16 protein-coding genes and 1 pseudogene are annotated in these 19,325 nt (G+C 43.2%); 6 read left to right on the forward strand and 11 right to left on the reverse strand.

The genetic code is table 11. The features are described from left to right. Positions 1–195: 195 nt before the first annotated feature. The 8 genes and pseudogenes from MHI27_RS19970 to MHI27_RS20005 all read right to left on the reverse strand — a co-directional run. Positions 196–606: pseudogene (locus MHI27_RS19970) on the reverse strand (MFS transporter); the annotation flags it as partial. A 19-nt stretch (positions 607–625) separates the two neighbouring features. After that, positions 626–1,816, reverse strand: coding sequence for an NADP-dependent malic enzyme (locus MHI27_RS19975; RefSeq protein WP_405174539.1), 1,191 nt, complete (start codon positions 1,814–1,816; stop codon positions 626–628). Positions 1,817–1,885: 69 nt separating this feature from the next. Then, positions 1,886–3,229: a 2-hydroxycarboxylate transporter family protein gene (locus MHI27_RS19980; RefSeq protein ID WP_076286515.1), complete on the reverse strand. Its 1,344-nt coding sequence runs from the start codon at positions 3,227–3,229 to the stop codon at positions 1,886–1,888. Between the two features lie 178 nt (positions 3,230–3,407). Continuing rightward, entirely contained in the window at positions 3,408–4,115 is a 708-nt protein-coding gene (locus MHI27_RS19985; protein ID WP_405174540.1) for a response regulator, read from the reverse strand. Continuing rightward, positions 4,112–5,719 carry a DcuS/MalK family sensor histidine kinase gene (gene dcuS / locus MHI27_RS19990; RefSeq protein WP_405174541.1) on the reverse strand — a complete coding sequence of 536 codons (1,608 nt, stop codon included), beginning with the start codon at positions 5,717–5,719 and terminating at the stop codon, positions 4,112–4,114. The genes MHI27_RS19985 and dcuS overlap by 4 nt, the downstream gene beginning before the upstream one ends. 155 nt (positions 5,720–5,874) lie before the next feature. Then, entirely contained in the window at positions 5,875–7,431 is a 1,557-nt protein-coding gene (locus MHI27_RS19995) for a flavocytochrome c (RefSeq protein WP_405174542.1), read from the reverse strand. Between the two features lie 182 nt (positions 7,432–7,613). After that, positions 7,614–8,024 carry a DUF6855 family protein gene (locus MHI27_RS20000; RefSeq protein WP_042189670.1) on the reverse strand — a complete coding sequence of 137 codons (411 nt, stop codon included), beginning with the start codon at positions 8,022–8,024 and terminating at the stop codon, positions 7,614–7,616. 122 nt (positions 8,025–8,146) lie between these two features. Further along, positions 8,147–9,421, reverse strand: coding sequence for a hypothetical protein (locus tag MHI27_RS20005; RefSeq protein WP_405174543.1), 1,275 nt, complete (start codon positions 9,419–9,421; stop codon positions 8,147–8,149). A gap of 272 nt (positions 9,422–9,693) precedes the next feature. On the opposite strand from MHI27_RS20005, the gene MHI27_RS20010 reads away from it, so the two are divergent. Then, a complete protein-coding gene (locus MHI27_RS20010; protein ID WP_042189671.1) occupies positions 9,694–10,167 on the forward strand; it encodes a hypothetical protein in 474 nt (157 codons plus the stop codon). 138 nt (positions 10,168–10,305) lie between these two features. On the opposite strand, the gene MHI27_RS20015 is transcribed toward MHI27_RS20010, so the two are convergent. Next, complete coding sequence (locus MHI27_RS20015) at positions 10,306–10,884, reverse strand: sugar O-acetyltransferase (RefSeq protein WP_405174544.1); 579 nt, start codon at positions 10,882–10,884, stop codon at positions 10,306–10,308. A gap of 175 nt (positions 10,885–11,059) precedes the next feature. Between MHI27_RS20015 and MHI27_RS20020 the strand changes: the two genes are divergently transcribed. Continuing rightward, positions 11,060–11,950: a LysR family transcriptional regulator gene (locus tag MHI27_RS20020; RefSeq protein WP_405174545.1), complete on the forward strand. Its 891-nt coding sequence runs from the start codon at positions 11,060–11,062 to the stop codon at positions 11,948–11,950. A 193-nt stretch (positions 11,951–12,143) separates the two neighbouring features. Here the strand turns inward: MHI27_RS20020 and hcp are convergent, their stop codons facing one another. Both hcp and MHI27_RS20030 read right to left on the reverse strand, forming a co-directional pair. Next, on the reverse strand, positions 12,144–13,436 hold the full coding sequence (gene hcp, locus MHI27_RS20025; protein WP_042189677.1) for a hydroxylamine reductase: 1,293 nt from the start codon (positions 13,434–13,436) through the stop codon (positions 12,144–12,146). A 95-nt stretch (positions 13,437–13,531) separates the two neighbouring features. Continuing rightward, on the reverse strand, positions 13,532–14,932 hold the full coding sequence (locus MHI27_RS20030; protein WP_405174546.1) for an MFS transporter: 1,401 nt from the start codon (positions 14,930–14,932) through the stop codon (positions 13,532–13,534). Between the two features lie 234 nt (positions 14,933–15,166). Here MHI27_RS20030 and MHI27_RS20035 point away from each other — a divergent pair, with 234 nt between their 5' ends. From MHI27_RS20035 to MHI27_RS20050, 4 genes are read left to right on the forward strand one after another with little or no spacing between them, the layout of a single operon-like run. Continuing rightward, positions 15,167–16,747, forward strand: a complete 1,581-nt coding sequence (locus tag MHI27_RS20035) for a spore germination protein (RefSeq protein ID WP_405174547.1) — start codon at positions 15,167–15,169, stop codon at positions 16,745–16,747. Positions 16,748–16,752: 5 nt separating this feature from the next. After that, the gene (locus MHI27_RS20040; protein WP_405174548.1) at positions 16,753–17,919 is read left to right on the forward strand and encodes a Ger(x)C family spore germination protein; all 1,167 of its coding nucleotides are present in this window, start codon (positions 16,753–16,755) and stop codon (positions 17,917–17,919) included. Positions 17,920–17,924: 5 nt separating this feature from the next. Then, positions 17,925–18,167 carry a hypothetical protein gene (locus tag MHI27_RS20045; protein WP_042189679.1) on the forward strand — a complete coding sequence of 81 codons (243 nt, stop codon included), beginning with the start codon at positions 17,925–17,927 and terminating at the stop codon, positions 18,165–18,167. Between the two features lie 23 nt (positions 18,168–18,190). Further along, on the forward strand, positions 18,191–19,306 hold the full coding sequence (locus MHI27_RS20050) for an endospore germination permease (protein ID WP_379423740.1): 1,116 nt from the start codon (positions 18,191–18,193) through the stop codon (positions 19,304–19,306). Positions 19,307–19,325 lie beyond the last annotated feature (19 nt).

Genomic DNA, 19,325 nt, shown 5'->3' on the forward strand with positions numbered 1-19,325 from the left:
TGACGCTATTCACCGGAATTTCTCTGCGCGTATATCAAATTTTTATACAACTATTTTCATTAGGACATAAGCTTCTCCAGACCACATTACGGGCCCACGTGACTTCAAAGTAAAAAGGTAACTTCAAAAGAAGTTACCTTGAATAAACAATCGTTATGATGTCATTTCATCGTCTTTTGTTTATTGATCACAAATTTACTGGCTGTTTAACTCCCCTGCCTCCTCATGATGAATAAGACATGCTGCTAGCAACCCAATGCACAGAATACATGCCAATAGAAGAAACGTAATTAAATAACTTACATGATTCATCAATTGAAGCGAGATAATCGGACCAAAGCTTGTGCCTGTAAACAATATAAAAGTATATACAGATACAGCTATCCCGCGCATCTTGCCGCCCACTTGCCCAACAAGCGAAACAAGTGAAGGAACGGCTAGTGCCATCCCCGCCACAAAAAGGATGCTCATCACAATAAGAAGCGGCAGATTAGAAATCATCCCCATAGAAGCCAAACCAATGATCGCTAGCAGCAATCCACCGCGAAGCGTTATACCTACGCCGACATGCTTGGATATTCTTCCAGCGAATGGAGAAACAAGCATAAGGCAGAGTTACCTAACATCATGTATTATTGCTTTCCATTAACGTACCTATTCTTGCCACACCACTCTTGAGCGCCGCTCGAATAACCGCTTCCCGGATACGCTCCACTACCCGTGGATCAAACGCATTCGGCATAATATAAGTTTCATGAAGATCACTGGCGTCAATTACCGAAGATATCGCCTCTGCAGCAGCCAGTTTCATATCTTCATTGATTTCAGTAGCGCCACAGTCAAGGGCTCCACGAAAAATACCGGGAAAACAGAGAACATTATTGATTTGGTTAGGAAAATCGGAGCGCCCTGTCGCCATAACCTTGACGTAAGGCGCGGCAATTTCAGGATCAATCTCCGGAGTAGGATTGGCCATGGCAAATACAATCGGATCAGCAGCCATTCTTTTTACATCACCTAGCTTTAAGGCACCGGGGGCGGATAGTCCGATAAATACATCAGCACCCTGAATAACTTCAGATAAGGAACCTATCTCCAGATGAGGATTTGTAATTAGTGCAAACTCGCTCCAATGCGATTTATCGCAATGGACAGCACGGTTAATTGCACCCTGGCGGTCCACACCGATCAAATTTACAGCACCGGCATGCAGGAGCATCTTGGATACGGCGATACCGGCGGCTCCAATACCGTTCACCACTATCTTTACATTCTTAATGTCCTTGTTGCATACTCTTAACGCATTCAAAATTCCAGCCAGTACCACAATCGCCGTTCCATGCTGATCGTCGTGGAAGACTGGAATATCGAGCTCCTGCTTAAGTCTCGCTTCAATTTCAAAGCAACGTGGCGAAGAAATATCTTCAAGATTAATGCCTCCGAAGGTAGGGGCGATTGCTTTGACAATCGCGATAATTTCCTCGGTATCTTTTGTATCCAGGCAGATTGGGAAAGCGTCCACATCTGCAAACTGTTTGAACAACGCTGCTTTGCCTTCCATGACCGGCATGGCTGCTTTGGGACCGATATCGCCAAGTCCGAGTACAGCTGTTCCGTCACTAACGACCGCCACCGAATTTTTCTTAATCGTATATTCGTATGCTTTATCTTGGTCTGCGGCGATAGCCTGACACACTTTAGCTACTCCGGGTGTATATACCTTGGATAAATCCTCCATGCTTCGAATAGGGTTCTTCAAGCCGGTCTCCAGCTTGCCGCCGACATGCATCTTCATTACTTCATCCATTATTTTCATTACTGTTCCTCCTGTTAATTGCAATATATTTTTCTATATAAGCTTTCTGGCCATATGCTTGACATCCTATCAGCTCCAAAACCGCAATAGAATAGTTGCCACAATAACAGTGCTGACGCCGCCGATCCGGGTGGAGATCTGGGCAAAAGGCATGAGCTGCATACGATTGGAGGCAGAGAGAATGGCTACATCTCCGGTTCCACCCAAGCCGCTATGGCAGACGGTTACAATTGCCGCATCGACAGGATACATATTGATTTTTCTTCCCACAAAATAGCCGGAAACCACCATGCTGAAGACGATGGCGAGGCAGGTCAGCACATAAGGTAGAGAGATAATGGCAGCTACATCCTTCAGAGGAACGTATAGCATGCCCAAACCTACCATGAGCGGCCATGTCAGGTTACCAGCAACGAACTTATACAACTGGTAAGCCCCATTTTCGAATCTTTCGGGAAGTGCCTTGACACATTTGATCAGTACGGCCATCAGAATCATGACAATCGGTCCGGGTATCCCTACATAATCTGCAAGCAATGCCCCAACAATGAAGAAACTGCATGCGATCAGAAGTCCCGCACCCATCATCATGAAATCTTTGGGTTTGTTATCCGGATTGTCATGCTGTAGATCGTCACCGGATTTGACTAGTGTACCGTTACCGCTTAGATGGGGCTTTTTCTCGCCCAGACGTTTCAGGAAGCCCGCCACAATGATGGCGAATACGTTGCCGATAATTGCCGACGGGATCATCTGCGATACGTAATAACCCGCTTCGTGTCCACCCAGAATGCTTGAGTATGCAATGGAGAGAGGAAGAATGCCTTCACCGATTCCACCGCCAAGGATCGGTACGATAATAAAGAAGAAAGTATGATACATGCTATAACCTGTGAGCGTTCCTACCAGTAGTCCGCCCAGAACTGCGGCAATCGTCCCGACGATCAGCGGGATGAAGATCCGCGTAATACCCGCTACCAATGTTTTGCGGTGCATACCGAGCATACTGCCACTCACCAGGATGGAGATGTACAAGTACAGAAAGTTGGCCTCTTTCATCAATGTAGTGACAGCGTCTGTCACAGTAGAGTTGAACAAATTCAAGTAAATTAACAGGGATGGGATCATAAGGGCCATGATTGCGGGGCCGCCTATATTTTTCAACAAGGGAAGCTTCATACCGATATCACTCAGCAGAATACCCAGAACCATAATGACAGCGAACCCTCCAATCATGTCATTCGGTAGCTTCCCCGCCACACTTGCAAGAAGAATGACCACTGCCAGAGCTAGATACACAGGGAGCGGAAAGACACCCACCTTAAATTGCTTACATTTTTGAATGAAGGCAGCCTTTTCTGGCAGGGGACCTTCCTTTCCTTGGGAAACAGGTGATGGAATCGTATTTTGCATTTTTCATTTCCTCCTAAACTCTTTTCTAGCCTTATAGTAGCGGAAATGAAAGCGCTTTTGTTTTTACGTAATTATTGATTGAATTATAAAAATTATTAAAGTAAGCGCTATCAAAAATAGGCAATCAAAAACCGCCGATTCCTTATAAAACACGGAACCGGCGGCCCACTCCAAAAAATTATATGAATTTAGAAATCACAGAACTGCCGCGGGAAGACATGCGATATCGCTGTACAGGTCTTCCTATGGTGCCATAGGTCAATTCACTGTTCAGCGCTCCCATATCTACGAGGACGGCAAGATATTTCCCGACCGAAACCCGCGAGATTCCGGAACTAACTGCAATCTCTTCAGTGCTAAAGGAATTTGCATTATGGGTCTCCACCGCTTTCCAGACCGTCCGCAATGTATGCCGGGTAAAGCCCTTGGATAAATCCTGAACGGCCGAGGGCTCTTTCCTATACCCGGTTAGCTTATCTAGTTCAGACTGATCCAGGGAATCCTGATTGCGGAACAGAAAATGCTGCTCCTTGTAGGCGGAAAGGGCTGCGAGAAAGCGTTGAAACTCAAACGGTTTGATAAGGTAATCGACTGCACCGTTCTGAAGCGCGTCTCGGATACTGTCCTTATCGCTCGCAGCCGAAATGATAATCACATCTATTCGTTTGCTGCCTCGACGGAGAGCGGACAGCAGTTCCAATCCATTGCTCTCTTTCATGTAAATATCCAGCAGAATCAGCTCGAAAGACTCATCTGCCAATTTGAGGAGAGCTTCACCCACTGATTTTGCCCAGCCTTTACACTGAAAACCTTCCACTTGCTCCAGATAGAATTTATTCATCTCGGCTACCATCGGATCATCTTCTACAATCAATACACTAATCATTGACCATCACTCTTTGCTCGATAGGGTAAACTAACCGTAAATCGAGTCCCTTCTCCCTTTCCTGTTTCACAAACAATCTTACCTCCCATAGCTTTAAGGCTCCGCTCAACCAGATACAAGCCGATGCCTCGGTCATTTCCTTTTGTCGAATACCCCTGTTGAAAAATAAGCGGCAATTTCTCATCTGGGATACCGCTTCCATTATCGCTAACCGTAACTATCAGCGTCTTATCCTGATATTGAAAGCTGAAATGAATATATTTGCTGCCTCTACCTTCCGGCGCTTCCATTGCATTATCCAAAAGATTACCTACTATCGTAATGAGTTGGCAGGAGCGTTCCGGATCGCTAGGCTCCGGCAGAACCCCATCCTCCAGAAGCACCAGCCGAACTCCGGCTTCTCTGGCCCGGCTCAGCTTACCCAATAGAAATCCCGCCATCACAGGGTCCTTCACTTGTCTCACCACCGTTCCCATCTCTGCCTGTGTTGTTGTGACAGTACTTGTTATATACGCCTCCAACCGATCATACCTTTTCATATGTGTTAATCCTAATATTACATGCAGCTTGTTCATAAACTCATGCGCCTGGGCACGCAATGCCTCAGCATATAAGGAGATGCCAGATAACCTTTCCATAAGTATGCTGATCTCCGTCTTATCACGGAATGTGGCAATTGCACCTTCTACAGCCCCCTTTACATGAATGGGAACCACGTTTGCCAGTAACGTAACACCGCTATGCTCCACCTCCAAGTCCTGGCTGGCTTCACCGGTTTTGAGCACTGTATTCATCCGCAGTGATGGCCAAAAGCTCTCTACCGACTGGTTCAAGGGATCATCCTGCATGCCAATGGCTGCAAGCAAACGCCTGGCTTCTGTATTAATCAAAGTAATACGTGACTCTTTATCAACGGCAATGACTCCCTCCCTAACTGACTGTAGCATGGAGTTGCGCTCTTCCAAAAGCTTAGCAATAGCGGCCGGTTCCATGCCAAACATCATTTTTTTGATAACACGTGCCAGCAGAAATGCTCCCGCAGCCCCTATTAGACTGCCTATAAGCAATCCCCAATAAAGGATTCCCACGTTCTCTCTTATGGCAAGTCTGATGTTTCCCAGTGATATTCCTACTGCCACCGCTCCTAATTGTTTCCCGCTTGCAGAAAAGACAGGTGAAAACGCTCTTACAGATGGGCCCAAAGAACCCTCGGCTTCCGAGATACTTTCCCGCCCCTGCAAGACTGCAGCTTCATCGCCACCGATAAAATGCTTACCAATTTTGTCCTTGTCCGGATGGGAATATCGGATTGCATTCATATCCATGACCACAACAAATTCCACATTGTTCAACAATCGGATTTCCTCAGTGTAGCTTTGCAATTCAGACGAGCTGCGTGATTTGTTTAACGCTTCAATAATTAGAGGGTTACGCGATAACGTACGGGAAATGATCACAGCCTTTTGTTCCAACGAGGATTTTGTTTGTGAGGAAACCTTTATACTAAATAGCACATAGACCACTAGCAGCATTATGATAAGAACTGCACCAATCATCAAAGTAATTGTAGTTTGCAGCCGAAGTGTGTGTTTGCCAATTTTCATCAGCTGTCCCTCCGGAAATTTTTCTTCATTCTAACGTATACGTGCAAGGATCGCTATGACCTTATACGCTACACCGTCATAATAACACAACAAACGCATGGCTAAGATGAGCCCAAGCGTTTGTTTGCCAAGCCGAAAAGAGGCAGGAGGATAACTTATTGTGCTTTTACGAATTCAGCGGATTTTATACCCGTTTGGCGGCCGAAAATAATGATTTCCGCAACAGAGTTACCGCCGATCCGGTTTTGACCATGCAAGCCTCCGGTAACTTCGCCTGCTGCAAAAAGGCCTGGAATCGGTTGTCCGTCTTTATTTAAAACTTCTGTGTTGGTGTTGATTTTCACTCCTCCCATCGTGTAGTGAATTCCCGGGCCGATTTTAATTGCATAATATGGCGCGCCGGACAAGTCATTGTCCATTCCGGTCGTTCTACCGAAGTCGGCATCCTGTTTATTCGTCACCGCGCTGTTCCATGTGTCCAGTGCAGTTTTCAACTGATCTGCTGGTACGTCCATTTCTTTTGCCAAAGCCTCGATCGAATCTCCTTGGATAACGAAGCCCATTTTTTCATATTGTTCAATCGCTTTAGCGCGAGATTTTACGCCGGAATCAAATACAAGAAACACAGACTTCTCAGGAAGCTTATTGATTGCAGCGGTGACATTATCTCTTGTATCCAGTTCGTTTGTGAAACGTTTGCCTACACTTGAAACCAGGATCGCTCCTTCCCCACGAACAGCCTCCCCAATGAGATAGGATTTTTCCTGCTGCACAGTCGGGTGAACTTGGATTTGATCCATATCGACTGTGGTACCGCCGAGCTTCTCAATCATCTTGATACCGTCACCGGTGCTGCCCGGCTGGTTGGTGGTAACGTACCCCTCCAAATCAGATCTGACTCCTGAAATCATGTCTAAATTGGCGCCGAAACCGCCGGTTGTCACCACGACAGCAGACGCTGTAATCGTTTTCTCTTCCGTTTGGTCAAAGATAACTTTGACGCCATTGACCTTACCGTCTTTTTCGGTAATTTCCTTGACATTGGCGTTCACAAAAAGGGGAATGCCTTGTTCTTGTACGTTTTTCACCAAACCTTTGACAAGGTATTGTCCTACTGCAGAGCCATCTTCAGGACGGTGTGTGCGTTTTTCGTTCATCCCGCCTGTAATCGTGATATTATTCAATCTAATCCCGATAGAATCCAGCCAATCAATCGCACTTGCGGAATGGTCTACGAAGAAACGAAGCATCTCTTTATCGTTCGTATCATGGCCACCTTTTAAGGACTCTTCATAAAACAGATCATTGCTGTCTTCAATGCCTTGCTCTTTTTGGAATTTCGTTTCAGAAGCATTCATTCCCGAAGATGATTTTGTTGTATTTCCGCCGGCAACCGGCATTTTTTCAAAAATAACCGGGTTCATACCTTTTGCTCTCGCCTCAAGTGCAGCAGACATTCCGGCACCGCCTGCACCAATAATGATGATGTCATATTTATCTTTTAGTTGATCGTACGGTGTATAGCTAGCTTTGGATGCTCCCGAAACGGCTTCAGTTTCCTTTGTCTCGTTGATCTTGCTGGTGTTCTTGCTGGTGTTCTTGCTGGTGTTCTTGTTCCCATTTCCATTGCTGCTGTTGCTGTTGCCACATCCTGTGATAACAAGCATGACTGAGAGAACGAGAATAAGAGCAGTGGTTACTTTTTTATTCATGTTATAGCTTTGCCCCCTTGTGAATATTTTTACAATCAGCTTAACGGCAAAGGCCCTGCTCTTGAAAGTTTATGTAACTAAAAAAAACGTTTTGTAACTAAATTAATCACTGCAATGTGTACGAAAGACCACCGGTTAGGGGCATGGCTCAAAAAAAGAAGAGCCTTTAGGCTCTCCTTCGTTTACAAGATCGCTTTCATCCGATTGTTTCTTGGATTATGCTCTACTTCCGCAAGACCCAATTCTTCGAGCAACGGTGGGATATACATTCCGAATCGCCCCCGAAGTCCCTTCTTTAATCCATACCAACCGCCGACAGGGTTTTCAGGTGAACGCCCCCATGCTTCAACGGTACCTTCTTTTGCTGGTTTTTGCTCATCAGCACTTCCTAACTCCATCCAATCACCATTTTGTATAAGCATGGCGTGCAGATCTTCAATACAGCGGTAGTCATAATGCAAAACCGTTTTCCCTACAGTGCAAACTATAATTTCTTTACCGTCTTTTTCGACCTTGTACATTTCATACTCGGATGTTTGCGGTGGTGTCTTTAACTTCCAAGGATTTTCCTTGGTTCCTGTAGCTGTCGTCATATTTTCAACTCCCAAAGTAACTCACAAAATTAGTAAGTTCTACTCATTTTATTATATTTGCATCACCTTACTATACTTCATTACCTTTATTCGTCCTACTCAGTATAAGAAAGCTTGCACTATCATTCCAAACTACTCAACTCCACCACATCTCCACTAGTGGCCTTCACAGCATAATTACAATCTAACTTCCCGCACAGCACATACTTCTTCTGCCCAGGATCATACACATAGACGGGTGTTAATTCGAACCATCCCTTGAGCTTGTCATAAGCTTCGTCATGGCTTACAGAAATCCCCTCTTCGCTCTTGAACTCATCAAACATATCGAGCATTGGCTTGTTATCCATATAATTTATAACCTTATAATTCTGCACATCGATGAACAGGAGGATCTTACGCTGGAATATACGATTACTTGGCGCCTTCATCCTCAGTGTTGCCTGAATATGTCCTCTTTCCCGTTGAAAAGTCTTCAACATCCATTCTCCGGATTCATCCGGAAAGAGCTGGCTTAAACCAGCTTCGACTGCGGCTATACATTCGGCTTGTTCTGCGTCTGTGATAGGAAATGAGTCCGGATGCGGCTCACTAGCTATTGCCTGCTCAATGGAAACAACCTCAAGTAGGCGTATCTCCGTCCTTTCGAACGGCTCCAGCTCCGTATTCTGTTGCTCCCAATGTATTACTTGATCAATATTCAGTCGTGCTCTCGTACCTGATATAAACTCAAATGGGATGGTGGTTGTTCCGTCATTTGAAATGTAGATTTCTTCTATCCCATAGATCGGCAGGAGTTGCTTCGTCTCGTACACCGGATATTCTATAAGCTGTAGTTGTTTCCTCGCCTGTGGCTCTATCGTTTGAAGTGTGAGAGTATAGTTCTCTTTGTGCACAATGGAGCTGGAAGGAAACTGGCCATATACACTGTAAAAAACAAGCCTGCCTTCCGCATCGAAGCGAAGCTCGATCCGTCCACCAGGAGTGACTGGTATGCTACCTATTTTTTCAATAAAATGATATTCTCCAATCTGTTCCTTCTCTAAGTGGAATTGTTTACCGTATACAATCCTTGCCTCATCTTCAATCCACCGGATGACTCCGTTAAAATCTATATTTTGGAATGGTGTCCCATTCGCATAAGATATCCCGCCAACAAAAATCACACTTTTATAGTTGCGGGATTGTAGGTCAATCGTGATGACGGCAGTTCCTTCCGGATTGTAATCGCCCTTCCATTCCTTCATATGTGCAGGAAACCATTCCATACTAAGAAAATAGTTGGTCTCTCCCAGTATCGTAACATCGCGATAAATTTCATGAGAGTGTAAGTAGTAGTTGTCCAATCCATATTTTTGCTGTGTGGCATCAAGCAGTTCTTTGATTCGAATATCCATTATAGTGCACCCCATAAAATTGATGCCTACATCATACCATTACTTAGCGTTGATTACGAAGCGCAGCAGCGAATATTGGAGTCGATTGTTACTTATTAAATAGTAAAATCTTCTGAATATTCTACAAGCTCAGGCAATGGGCTTTGCTGATGTTCAGAAAATGATCAGTTGATTAGGTTTTAATAATGCAGAGTGTATTAATACTTTGCACAATCTTCACCAGAATTCTAAACATGAATAATGACCAAATATTTTAATGGAGGTAAATCATCATGAATGACATCATCGATGGAAATGCGGCATTAATACAATTTTTCCCACTTCCAGCGCATCTTTATAGTAAGGATATTGCTTGTATTGCAACTGTTGCTTATGCAGAAGAGCAGGGACCAAATTTAACGGGCCTCATAAATGCTCTATACTGCAAGGGATATATAAACCTTGATCATCTACTAAATTCCACATGGAAAAAACTATACCAAGTTCCGAGGTTGGGACACAAAAGACTGATGCTTCTACTTCGTTTACTAGAACGAATTTCTGCAGATCCCAAGACCATAGAAAACCATACCATTGTCCCTCGTGTTACAATGCAGAGTAAAAAGGATATGAAAGAATTAACTTTAAAGAGGATTATAAAGAAGTATAACGAAACATCTGTGGTGGTATTAACTGAAGCTACCGAAAAAGAAGCTCGTATAAAGAAAATTAAAGATAGACTCCGTGAAATGGGGTTAATCATATAACAAAACCCCGCCAGTAATCACTGATGGGAATCTTTATTATGATCGTTTTGGCTTGTGTACCTGGATTATTACCAACGAAATGCAATATGCATGCATGAAAAAACTCAAGCGGCGTTACGCTTGAGTTTTTAAGATGTATTACAAATTGTTAATAATTTTTTTAAGCTCTTTTGCCGGTACTCCTGCAACGACAGTATTCACTGGAACATCTTTTGTGACAACTGCACCTGCCGCAACAACAGAGTTATCTCCAATCGTCACCCCGGGCAGTATGGTAGCGTTTGACCCAATCCATACATTGTCTCCAATGATAACTGGAGAGGGATAGGTTACATTTCTCGTTTCTGAAGGTAACCCATGATTAAGAGTAGCAATCGTGACATTCATACCAATCATTGTACCGTCCCCTATACTAATTCCACCTCTATCTTGGAAGGAACAGCCTATGTTGAAAAACACATTCTTTCCTATAGTAATATTTTTCCCAAAGTCTGTATAAAACGGCGGAAAACACATAAACGACGAATCAACTTTATTGCCTGTAAGTTCACTAAAAATCTCCACTATTTCTTCTTTTGAATGATAGGATGTATTCAATTCCATGGTGATCTTTTGAGCTTGATAACTGCATTGAGTTAATAATCCATACAATTCTTTATCCTCACCCGAAATTGAATTTCCCTTCTTACAAAAATCAATAAATTCTTTCATCTCCATTTTTAAAAATCACCAGCCCAATTTAATTATACTTCTGATAATTCGATTCATATGTTAGCGACCTTGTTCACATCCCTTTTCATTCACATCATAAGTTGATATGATTCAAATGACTAATACTTATACCAAATACACTCTTATGCTTTTTAAGCATAGATATAATAAGGAGACTGTTATGGAAATTCGTGTATTACGCTATTTCATTGCTGTAGCGAATGAAGAGAATATATCGGCTGCTTCAAAACAGCTGCATTTGTCTCAACCTACATTATCAAGACAATTAAAAGACCTTGAAATGGAATTAGGAGCAACTTTATTTGAAAGAGGAAATCGGAAAATTACTTTAACAGATGAAGGGAAGTACTTATTTAAAAAAGCGAAGGAAATCGTTGAGCTAGTAGATAAAACCGAAGCCAGTTTTAAAGAATCAAAAGAACTGATTAGCGGAGAAATTTACATTGGTGGTGGTGAAACAGAAGCTATGAATTTCATTGCCAGAGCATCAAAAGAATTACTTGAACATTATCCAAGTATTCGATTTGATTTATACAGTGGTAATGCTGACGATATTACTAGCAGGTTAGACAGTGGATTATTAGACTTTGGCATTGTCATAGAACCCACAGATAAACAAAAATATGATTATATAAAATTACCTGCTACTGATGTTTGGGGTGTTTTAATGCGCAAAGATAGTCCTCTAGCGTACAAGCAGTTCATCCAGCCAATAGATTTAATAGATAAACCACTGTTAATTTCACGTCAAACTGCTGTCAGCAACGAATTCACAGGATGGTTTGGAGCGAATATTGAGGATCTCAATATTGTCGCAACTTATAATCTACTTTACAATGCTGCACGAATGGTAGAGGAAAATATTGGACATGCATTGTGCTTGGATAAACTTATTAATACATCAGGAGATAGCAAGCTTTGCTTTAAACCTTTAAACCCCAAATTAGAGGCTAATTTAAATATTATCTGGAAAAAACATCAAGTGTTTTCTAATGCAGCAAATAAATTTTTAGCACAGCTACGAAACAATATAAAAATATACAATTCATAACTGTAGACAATAACCCTGAAAAAGCGATCCCCCCAGTCGTAACGTGTGTTTGTATGTTAGCTTGTCTTCAAAACGCAAGAAAAGCTCAAGCTTTTTTCTCAGCTTGAGCTTAGTCTTACAATATTAAATGTTGTGCCCTAACCAATGACACACAGCACTCCATATGTCTCAAGTGTTAAGCACCCATATTAACCTACGACAACGCCAACATCGCATTCATATCTTCCTCGGCAGTTGTAATCAGCTTCAATCCAAAGAGCTCTACCAACACATCCAACACCCCATCCGAGATAAACTCAGGCGGTTTCGGTCCGATACGAATATCCTGAATGCCAAGACTGAACAAACCAAGCAGAATGGCTACTGCTTTCTGCTCAAACCAAGACAGCACGATGCTGACAGGTAGCTCGTTCACCGTACAATCAAATGCCTCAGCCAGAGCTAAAGCAATCTTCACCGTAGAACCAGAATTATTACATTGCCCAAGGTCAATATAACGCGGAATGCCTGTGTCTCCAACAGTTCCATAATCTACGTCATTAAAGCGGAATTTTCCGCAAGAAGTGGTTAAAATGACGGTATCGTTCGGTAAGGAGGTCGCCAACTCGCGGTAATAATTCCCACCTTTACCTGGCGCGTCACAGCCTGCAATGACGAAAAACCGGCGGATATGCCCATCTTTGACAGCTTGAATGATCTCTGGTGCCAGCCCGATTACTGTTTCATGATGATATCCTGTCGTAAGTACCAGATCTGACTCTACATCAGCCGCAGGTAATGACAACGCACGATTAATCAGTGGGGAGAAATCGTCATTCGTGATTTTCGCTACACCTTCCAGCCCTGCTACTTCATATGAGAAAAAGCGGTCTGCATACGTACCCTTAATCGGCATCACACAGTTTGTAGTTGCAAGAATCGCACCAGGAAACTGCTCGAAAAGTCTGCGTTGATCGTACCAAGCTTTGCCGATGTTGCCTTTCAGATGTTTATACTTCTTGAGCGCAGGATAGCCATGGGCAGGTAGCATTTCCGAGTGGGTATAGATGTTGATGCCCTTTCCTTCCGTCTGCTGCAGCAATTCCTCGAGTGCATACAGGTTATGCCCTGTCACCACAATACATTGACCTTCAATTTTATTCTGGCTGACTGTGATTGGTTGTGGAATCCCGAAGCGGTCCGTATGCGCACGATCCAGCAGATCCATGACGCGAACCGCCGCATCTCCAACCTTCATCGCCATTTCCAAATGCTCCTGCGTATTAAAGTTGGAATTGGTCAAGGTCATGTACAAAGCTTCGTGGGTAATACGATCCACTTCAGGATCGCTATATCCTAGCTGCCGAGCATGTGTTGCATAAGCTGCAATTCCTTTTAAGGCAAAAATCATCGTGTCCTGTAAACTCGCAATGGTTTCATTTTTGCCGCATACTCCAACAACGGTGCAACCGCCAGTCGGTGTCTGTTCACACTGGTAACAAAACATATCGTTATCCTCCATATTTAGATAATCTTTCGTTACTCTCAACGTAACAGAACACCAAACCTTGAGTTGTGATTACACACACATTTTTTTTTAGATCAAGCAGATTTAAATGGCCGTCTATTGATAACAACCATCATTATACTAACGCCTATACAAATGAAAAGATTAATCCCAAAAACCATTTTGAACGCCTGAAGCGGACTCTCCTGTCCTAACTCTCCACTCACCATTCCAAGTCCAAGTGCTGAGCCAAACACCATCCCCGCATTTCGTGTTAAGGCAATTATTCCTCCAATTGAACCTACGTGTTCCTTAGGCGTCTGCTGCATAATATAGCTATTATTCGGAGAAGCAATGAGCCCCATCCCAAGTCCAATAAGACATAGAATCGCAGCGATTCCATAGACCGGGATATTCTCTAAAAATACTAGCAACAGGACGAACCCGCCTCCCATAGCACTCAGCCCCATAAGCATCAGCCGACGAGAACCATAACGATCGGACCAGTAGCCTGCAAGTGGACCTGCAAAGGCCAATGCAATGGGATAAGCCGCCATAATGTAACCGGTCGTGGAGGACGAAAACTGAACCGCTGCTCCCATCAAATAAAATGGAATAAGGACAAGCAAGGTATTAGAAAGAATAAAAGAGGCACAGCTAACGATCAAGCCACCCGCCACAGAAGGAATTCTCAGCGCCCGAAGAGGTAGAAAAGGTGTCTTTTGCCTCCGTTCCCATAATAGAAACGTGACCAACAGCAGGATAACCCCCATCAAACTCGCCATCGTCTGCGTAGACACCCACCCCCACTTGCTCCCATTTGTTATCACGAGAAGAAGCAAGGTGATCCATACCATGAACAAGCTAGCCCCCACGATGCTGACAGTTCCCGATTTACGATCTTGCACACGGCTCGGAATGTACCGGTATGCCATAACTGTAGCCACAATCGCCACAGGAACATGGATCAAAAATAGCCACTGCCAGCTAAGCCACTCCGCAATCAACCCTCCCGCAATAGGGCCTGTCATCCCGCCCAGTGCGACTGCCGTACTCAGAATTCCGAGTGCATGTCCTCTTTTCTCTTTCGGCATATGGATGGTGATGAGCGCAATATTCGTTGCTTGGAACATCGCAGCGCCTATGCCCTGCACAACTCTAAGCGTAAGCAATATTGGCAGACTAGGTGAAAAAGCGACCAAGATCGAACCAACTGTAAAAATCACATATCCGAGATTATGAATGCGGCGAAACCCATAACGATCACCCAGTTTTCCCATCACAGGGAGAAGCGCAGTAATCACTAGTAGGTACCCTGTTGTGATCCACAAACCCTTTGCAAGCTCCGTCTGAAAATGATTTATAAAAAAAGGAAGCGATACATTCATAATTCCGGCTGTAAAATGGGAAATAAAAGCTCCCATACAAATAGCCGCCATCATCCCCAACAGTCGCCTGCGGGTGCCCGCTAGCTCTGTATTTTTTGCAACAATCATACTGATCCCGTCCCCACTCATATTTGTCTAAGAATTACTAACAATTATAAGTAGATCCATTGCCAGGACCAATCCCATAAAGATGGGATTTGAGAATCAAGCTCCATTAGTGAAAAAGCAATCTGATCAATCTAAATTTGCATTCAGATTAAAGCACACATCTAACTAGAATAAATTCCTAAATCAGGGAGAAGATAAAAATCACTTAACATCTAATTTATTAAGGAGAACTGCATGCGGAAATTTTTCAGCCCCAAGATACCTCCGGCAAATCCTAAGCTGCATCCACAAACAGAAACCAAAAATGAGCTTTCAATCAAGGATCCTTTGTCCCATGCCATCTCTGAATCTCTCGAGGACAATTTGCAGATGATTAGCGATTGTTTTGCCAATTGTTCAGATCTAAAGATTATCCCTTGGAATTATGGCCCTGATCTTAGGTATCAAGCCTTGGCAATCTACTTCAATACACTTACCAAGTCTGACCCTACAAATCATTTTAAAGATACTTTGCAAAATCTAGTTCCGCATGAGCTAGGTCCCGCCTCAGATGTAAATGTTAAAGATGTCATCTCTTTCTTTGAACAAAATGGGGTTACTTCCCCACTCCTTGAATTGATGGACAATATCAATCATGCCGTTAAGGGAATTCTTGACGGAAAGGTTGTAATTCTCTTTGATGGCTGGCAGAAAGCAGTCGCATATTATGCCCTTGATGTTGAGCAGCGTCAAACCTCTGAGCCTATTACTGAGCCAACCGTACAGGGCCCACACATCAGCTTTATAGAAAGCTTGGAGCGTAATATTGGTGTTATTCGTAGCTTATTAAAGACTACTAATCTTAAGTTTGAGTTCTTCACTTCCGGTAAGCAGGTTCAAAGAACGTTGTCCTTTGGTTACCTGGATGGAGTAGTGAAACCAGAAACATTACAACAGTTCAAGCAACGCATAGCTGATATTGAAAAGGAAGAGATTATTGACGTATCCTATCTCGAAGAGTGGATCGGGGATTCTCTCTACTCTCCCTTTCCACAAGTCCGCTACACAGAACGACCAGATACAGCTATAACCGCTCTACTTGACGGGAAAATTATTGCTATGGTAAACGGAAGTCCTTCCATATTGATATGTCCTGGAAATTTCATGGAATTTTTTACGAATAGCGAGGATTATTACTACCGAACCATTTTTTCATCTTTAATACGGTTGATTAGAGTGGCTGCCTTCATTATCGCGCTGTTATTGCCTAGCACCTATATTGCGTTATCTAACTTCCATTCCGAACTAATTCCCACTGTTTTGCTACTTGCCATTCTTAACACGCGCGAAGGCATTCCCTTTCCTGCCTTGATCGAGGCATTAATCATGGAATTTTTCTTTGAGCTATTAAGAGAGGCGGGCATACGCTTGCCTAGACCGATCGGGTCAGCCGTCAGCATCGTTGGTGCATTGGTCATAGGACAAGCAGCTATACAATCGCAAATTGCCTCTCCGGTTATGGTTATTGTCGTCGCCTTAACGGGGATTGCCTCTTTTGCTCTCCCTCAATACAATATGGCCATTGCACTGCGGATCTTGCGGTTTCCATTAATGATTCTTGCGGCAACGTTCGGAGGGCTTGGTATCATGGTTGGTTTTATACTGATTTATCTTCATCTGACTACCTTGCGTTCATTAGGCGAGCCGTATTTAGACTCGTTGGCTCCACTTGACCTTAAAAAAGTACGTTTTTCAATTTTCGTTCTGCCGAGAAAGCTACTGCTTCATTCACCTCGTAGTCGTCATTTATACAAAAAGACTTCAGGAAGGAAGTAGATATAGTGAAACGAATTACTACCATGCTAATCTGCCTTCTTGTTCTCAGCCTAACTAGCGGATGTTGGGATAATAAAGAACTTGACGAGTATGGGTATGTACAAGCAGTAGCCATTGACCAAGGTGAAGATGATCGCTTTGTGATAACGACTCATTTCTATAATCCTTCCACCAAAATTGAAATGGGGCAGTCAGGGAATCCAGCTTCCAAGGGGATTAATATTTCAACGAGTGGAGAGACCTTTTTTGAAGCCATACGAGAGATCCCTGCAAAATTCGGCCGCAAAGCCAAATGGGATCATATGCGTGTCATTTTAATCGGTGAACAATTAGCCAGAAACGTGAACATAAGGGAAGTGCTTGACTTTTTCTCTAGGGATCAAGAGCCGCGTGGTACCGTTCTTCCCCTCATAGCTGAACAAGCCGCTGCACCTTTTTTAGATGTAAGTCCGTTTATTGAACAAACCATTGGTCAACAGTATAAGAGAATGGAAACGAGTGGTGCTCTTTATGCCGCAAAAACTTCCAAAATCCCTCTCTATGAGCTGGCTATTCAAATGTGCAGTCCCTCCAACACTTCTGTTCTACCTTACCTGCATAAGACCGGTGTAGATAATAAAGCAATAATATCAGGACTAGCGCTAATACAAGACGGGAAAATGGTAGAACTTCTGAAGGAGAAAGATACTGAGGCGTTCATGATGCTGATGGACAGATATATCTATGGAGCCTTAGAATTCCCTTGCACCAATGAGACCGAAAATGCGCTGCGAAAAAAGGAATCTCTTGAAGTGCTCACCTTCAACAGTAAGCTTACTCCAACCGTGAACAATGGTTCTGTTTCCGTCGGTGTAAAAATTGCAATTGAAGGTACAATCGGAGAATTACGCTGTTCACATTTAAAAACATCTAAAGACATGAAACAATTTGAACAGCGAATTGTAGCTCAGGTAGAACAGCAGGTGAAACATACTACCGATTTTTTTAAAACAAAAAAAGTAGATGCACTTGGGATTGGTAATCAGATCTATCGAAGAAATCCGCAACAGTGGAAACAATTAGAGCCGGTATGGAAGGAAAAGATTGCTCAGACTGAATTCGATATCAATGTTGAAGTCAAAGTGTTAAGCACTGGTATGAACTCAGGTACAATATTCGGGACAAAGGAGTAGTAGCTATGCTGGGACAAATTATCTGTGTACTGCTATTAGCTTCCGCTATGCTAGCCCATGACCTCCCAAAGTTTAGACAGGCCTCCGTTCGTGATCGAGTGGTCTATGGAGTCCTTCTGCTGCCGGTTCTTTATCTCGGGTTTATCTTCATAGCAGCAAAGCCATGGCCTAATTTGGACTCGCTCTTCAATCTACTTACGGGTCCAGCTGAACACATCGTCCATTGGATCAACCCGGCTATTTCATAAGTGTATAGAAAGAGGAGGAACGTATGAATAAGCAAGAACGTGTTAGCTCTATCCAAATGTCCATGCTGTTTCTCTTCTTTATGACAGGCTCTTCAATCGTCATCGTCCCTGCTTCACTAACTAACTTTGCTGGCAATGGAGCTTGGATTTCTCTCATCATTGCCTCGGCCACAGGAATGCTTCTGCTATCCGGTATTCTATATTTAAATAGACGAGCTCCAGAGCTATCACTTGTGGAACAAAGCCGCGCTGTGCTTGGAAATGGGCTGACTCTCGTTCTATTACTTCCTTTCACATGTGTTTTGTTTTGGAATGTCGCAGGAATTGTCATTGAGATCGGTACCTTTTTCAAAAGTACGATGTTAAAAGAAACGCCTACTTATGCGGTAAATACGATGTTTTTTATAACGATTGCCATGACAGCGCTCGCTGGCATCGAAGTAATTGCCCGTATGGCCGCAGTATTAATGTCTCTAATGTTCGGATTTATTATCTTGGTCTGGATTCTTGTAGCAGGTTTGTATCATCCCGAATACCTGCTGCCCATCATGCCTGATGGAGTTAGACCTATCCTGAGTGCTGCATATGTAGTCTATGGCTTTCCCTATTCCGAGCTAATCGTTTTTTCAATAATTTTACCGTTTGTGCATAAAGAAGATAAATCAAAGCTAGGAAAACAAATGTATCTGGCACTCCTTATAAATGCCCTGACGTTAATTGCTTCTGTCATTAGCAGTATTATGGTACTGGGACCCCTGTCCGGCAGCTTAAAATATTCATTGTACCAGTTGGCGAGGTTAATTTATTTTCAGGAAACTATAGAACGGGTCGAGTCCGTGATCGGTTTTTCATTGATTATTGGCTTTTATTTCAAGGCTTCAATCCTGCTGCTTATTCTTATTAAAGTCATGAAGGAGCTTCTGAGATTGGAAAATGAAAGACTGATTGTCTTCCCGCTTGCTTTTATTTGCCTTCTGCTGTCAGTAACGACTTACACACAAGAATCTGAGCTCACAGAAATCGTAAACACTACTTGGCCGTTGATTACTAATTTGGCTTACATCCTGCCTTTTCTTCTGATTCTGTTGGTCACTTTTATTCGATTCCACATGAAAAAGCATAAGAATCAACAGTTCTGATCCAATTTTAAATTACAGT

Source organism: Paenibacillus sp. FSL H8-0261 (assembly GCF_045040645.1).
In the GTDB taxonomy this organism is placed as follows: Bacteria; Bacillota; Bacilli; order Paenibacillales; family Paenibacillaceae; genus Paenibacillus_AQ.

What these genes read in the sequence shown, in the direction of transcription:
- MHI27_RS19985 (WP_405174540.1), bottom strand. Translation starts at nt 4,115, where the DNA reads ATGATTAGTGTATTGATTGTAGAAGATGATCCGATGGTAGCCGAGATG.
- MHI27_RS20050 (WP_379423740.1), top strand. Translation starts at nt 18,191, where the DNA reads ATGAATAAGCAAGAACGTGTTAGCTCTATCCAAATGTCCATGCTGTTT.
- hcp (WP_042189677.1), bottom strand. Translation starts at nt 13,436, where the DNA reads ATGTTTTGTTACCAGTGTGAACAGACACCGACTGGCGGTTGCACCGTT.
- MHI27_RS20015 (WP_405174544.1), bottom strand. Translation starts at nt 10,884, where the DNA reads ATGGAGATGAAAGAATTTATTGATTTTTGTAAGAAGGGAAATTCAATT.
- MHI27_RS20020 (WP_405174545.1), top strand. Translation starts at nt 11,060, where the DNA reads ATGGAAATTCGTGTATTACGCTATTTCATTGCTGTAGCGAATGAAGAG.
- MHI27_RS19995 (WP_405174542.1), bottom strand. Translation starts at nt 7,431, where the DNA reads ATGAATAAAAAAGTAACCACTGCTCTTATTCTCGTTCTCTCAGTCATG.
- MHI27_RS20000 (WP_042189670.1), bottom strand. Translation starts at nt 8,024, where the DNA reads ATGACGACAGCTACAGGAACCAAGGAAAATCCTTGGAAGTTAAAGACA.
- dcuS (WP_405174541.1), bottom strand. Translation starts at nt 5,719, where the DNA reads ATGAAAATTGGCAAACACACACTTCGGCTGCAAACTACAATTACTTTG.
- MHI27_RS19975 (WP_405174539.1), bottom strand. Translation starts at nt 1,816, where the DNA reads ATGAAAATAATGGATGAAGTAATGAAGATGCATGTCGGCGGCAAGCTG.
- MHI27_RS20035 (WP_405174547.1), top strand. Translation starts at nt 15,167, where the DNA reads ATGCGGAAATTTTTCAGCCCCAAGATACCTCCGGCAAATCCTAAGCTG.
- MHI27_RS20010 (WP_042189671.1), top strand. Translation starts at nt 9,694, where the DNA reads ATGAATGACATCATCGATGGAAATGCGGCATTAATACAATTTTTCCCA.
- MHI27_RS20005 (WP_405174543.1), bottom strand. Translation starts at nt 9,421, where the DNA reads ATGGATATTCGAATCAAAGAACTGCTTGATGCCACACAGCAAAAATAT.
- MHI27_RS20030 (WP_405174546.1), bottom strand. Translation starts at nt 14,932, where the DNA reads ATGATTGTTGCAAAAAATACAGAGCTAGCGGGCACCCGCAGGCGACTG.
- MHI27_RS19980 (WP_076286515.1), bottom strand. Translation starts at nt 3,229, where the DNA reads ATGCAAAATACGATTCCATCACCTGTTTCCCAAGGAAAGGAAGGTCCC.
- MHI27_RS20045 (WP_042189679.1), top strand. Translation starts at nt 17,925, where the DNA reads ATGCTGGGACAAATTATCTGTGTACTGCTATTAGCTTCCGCTATGCTA.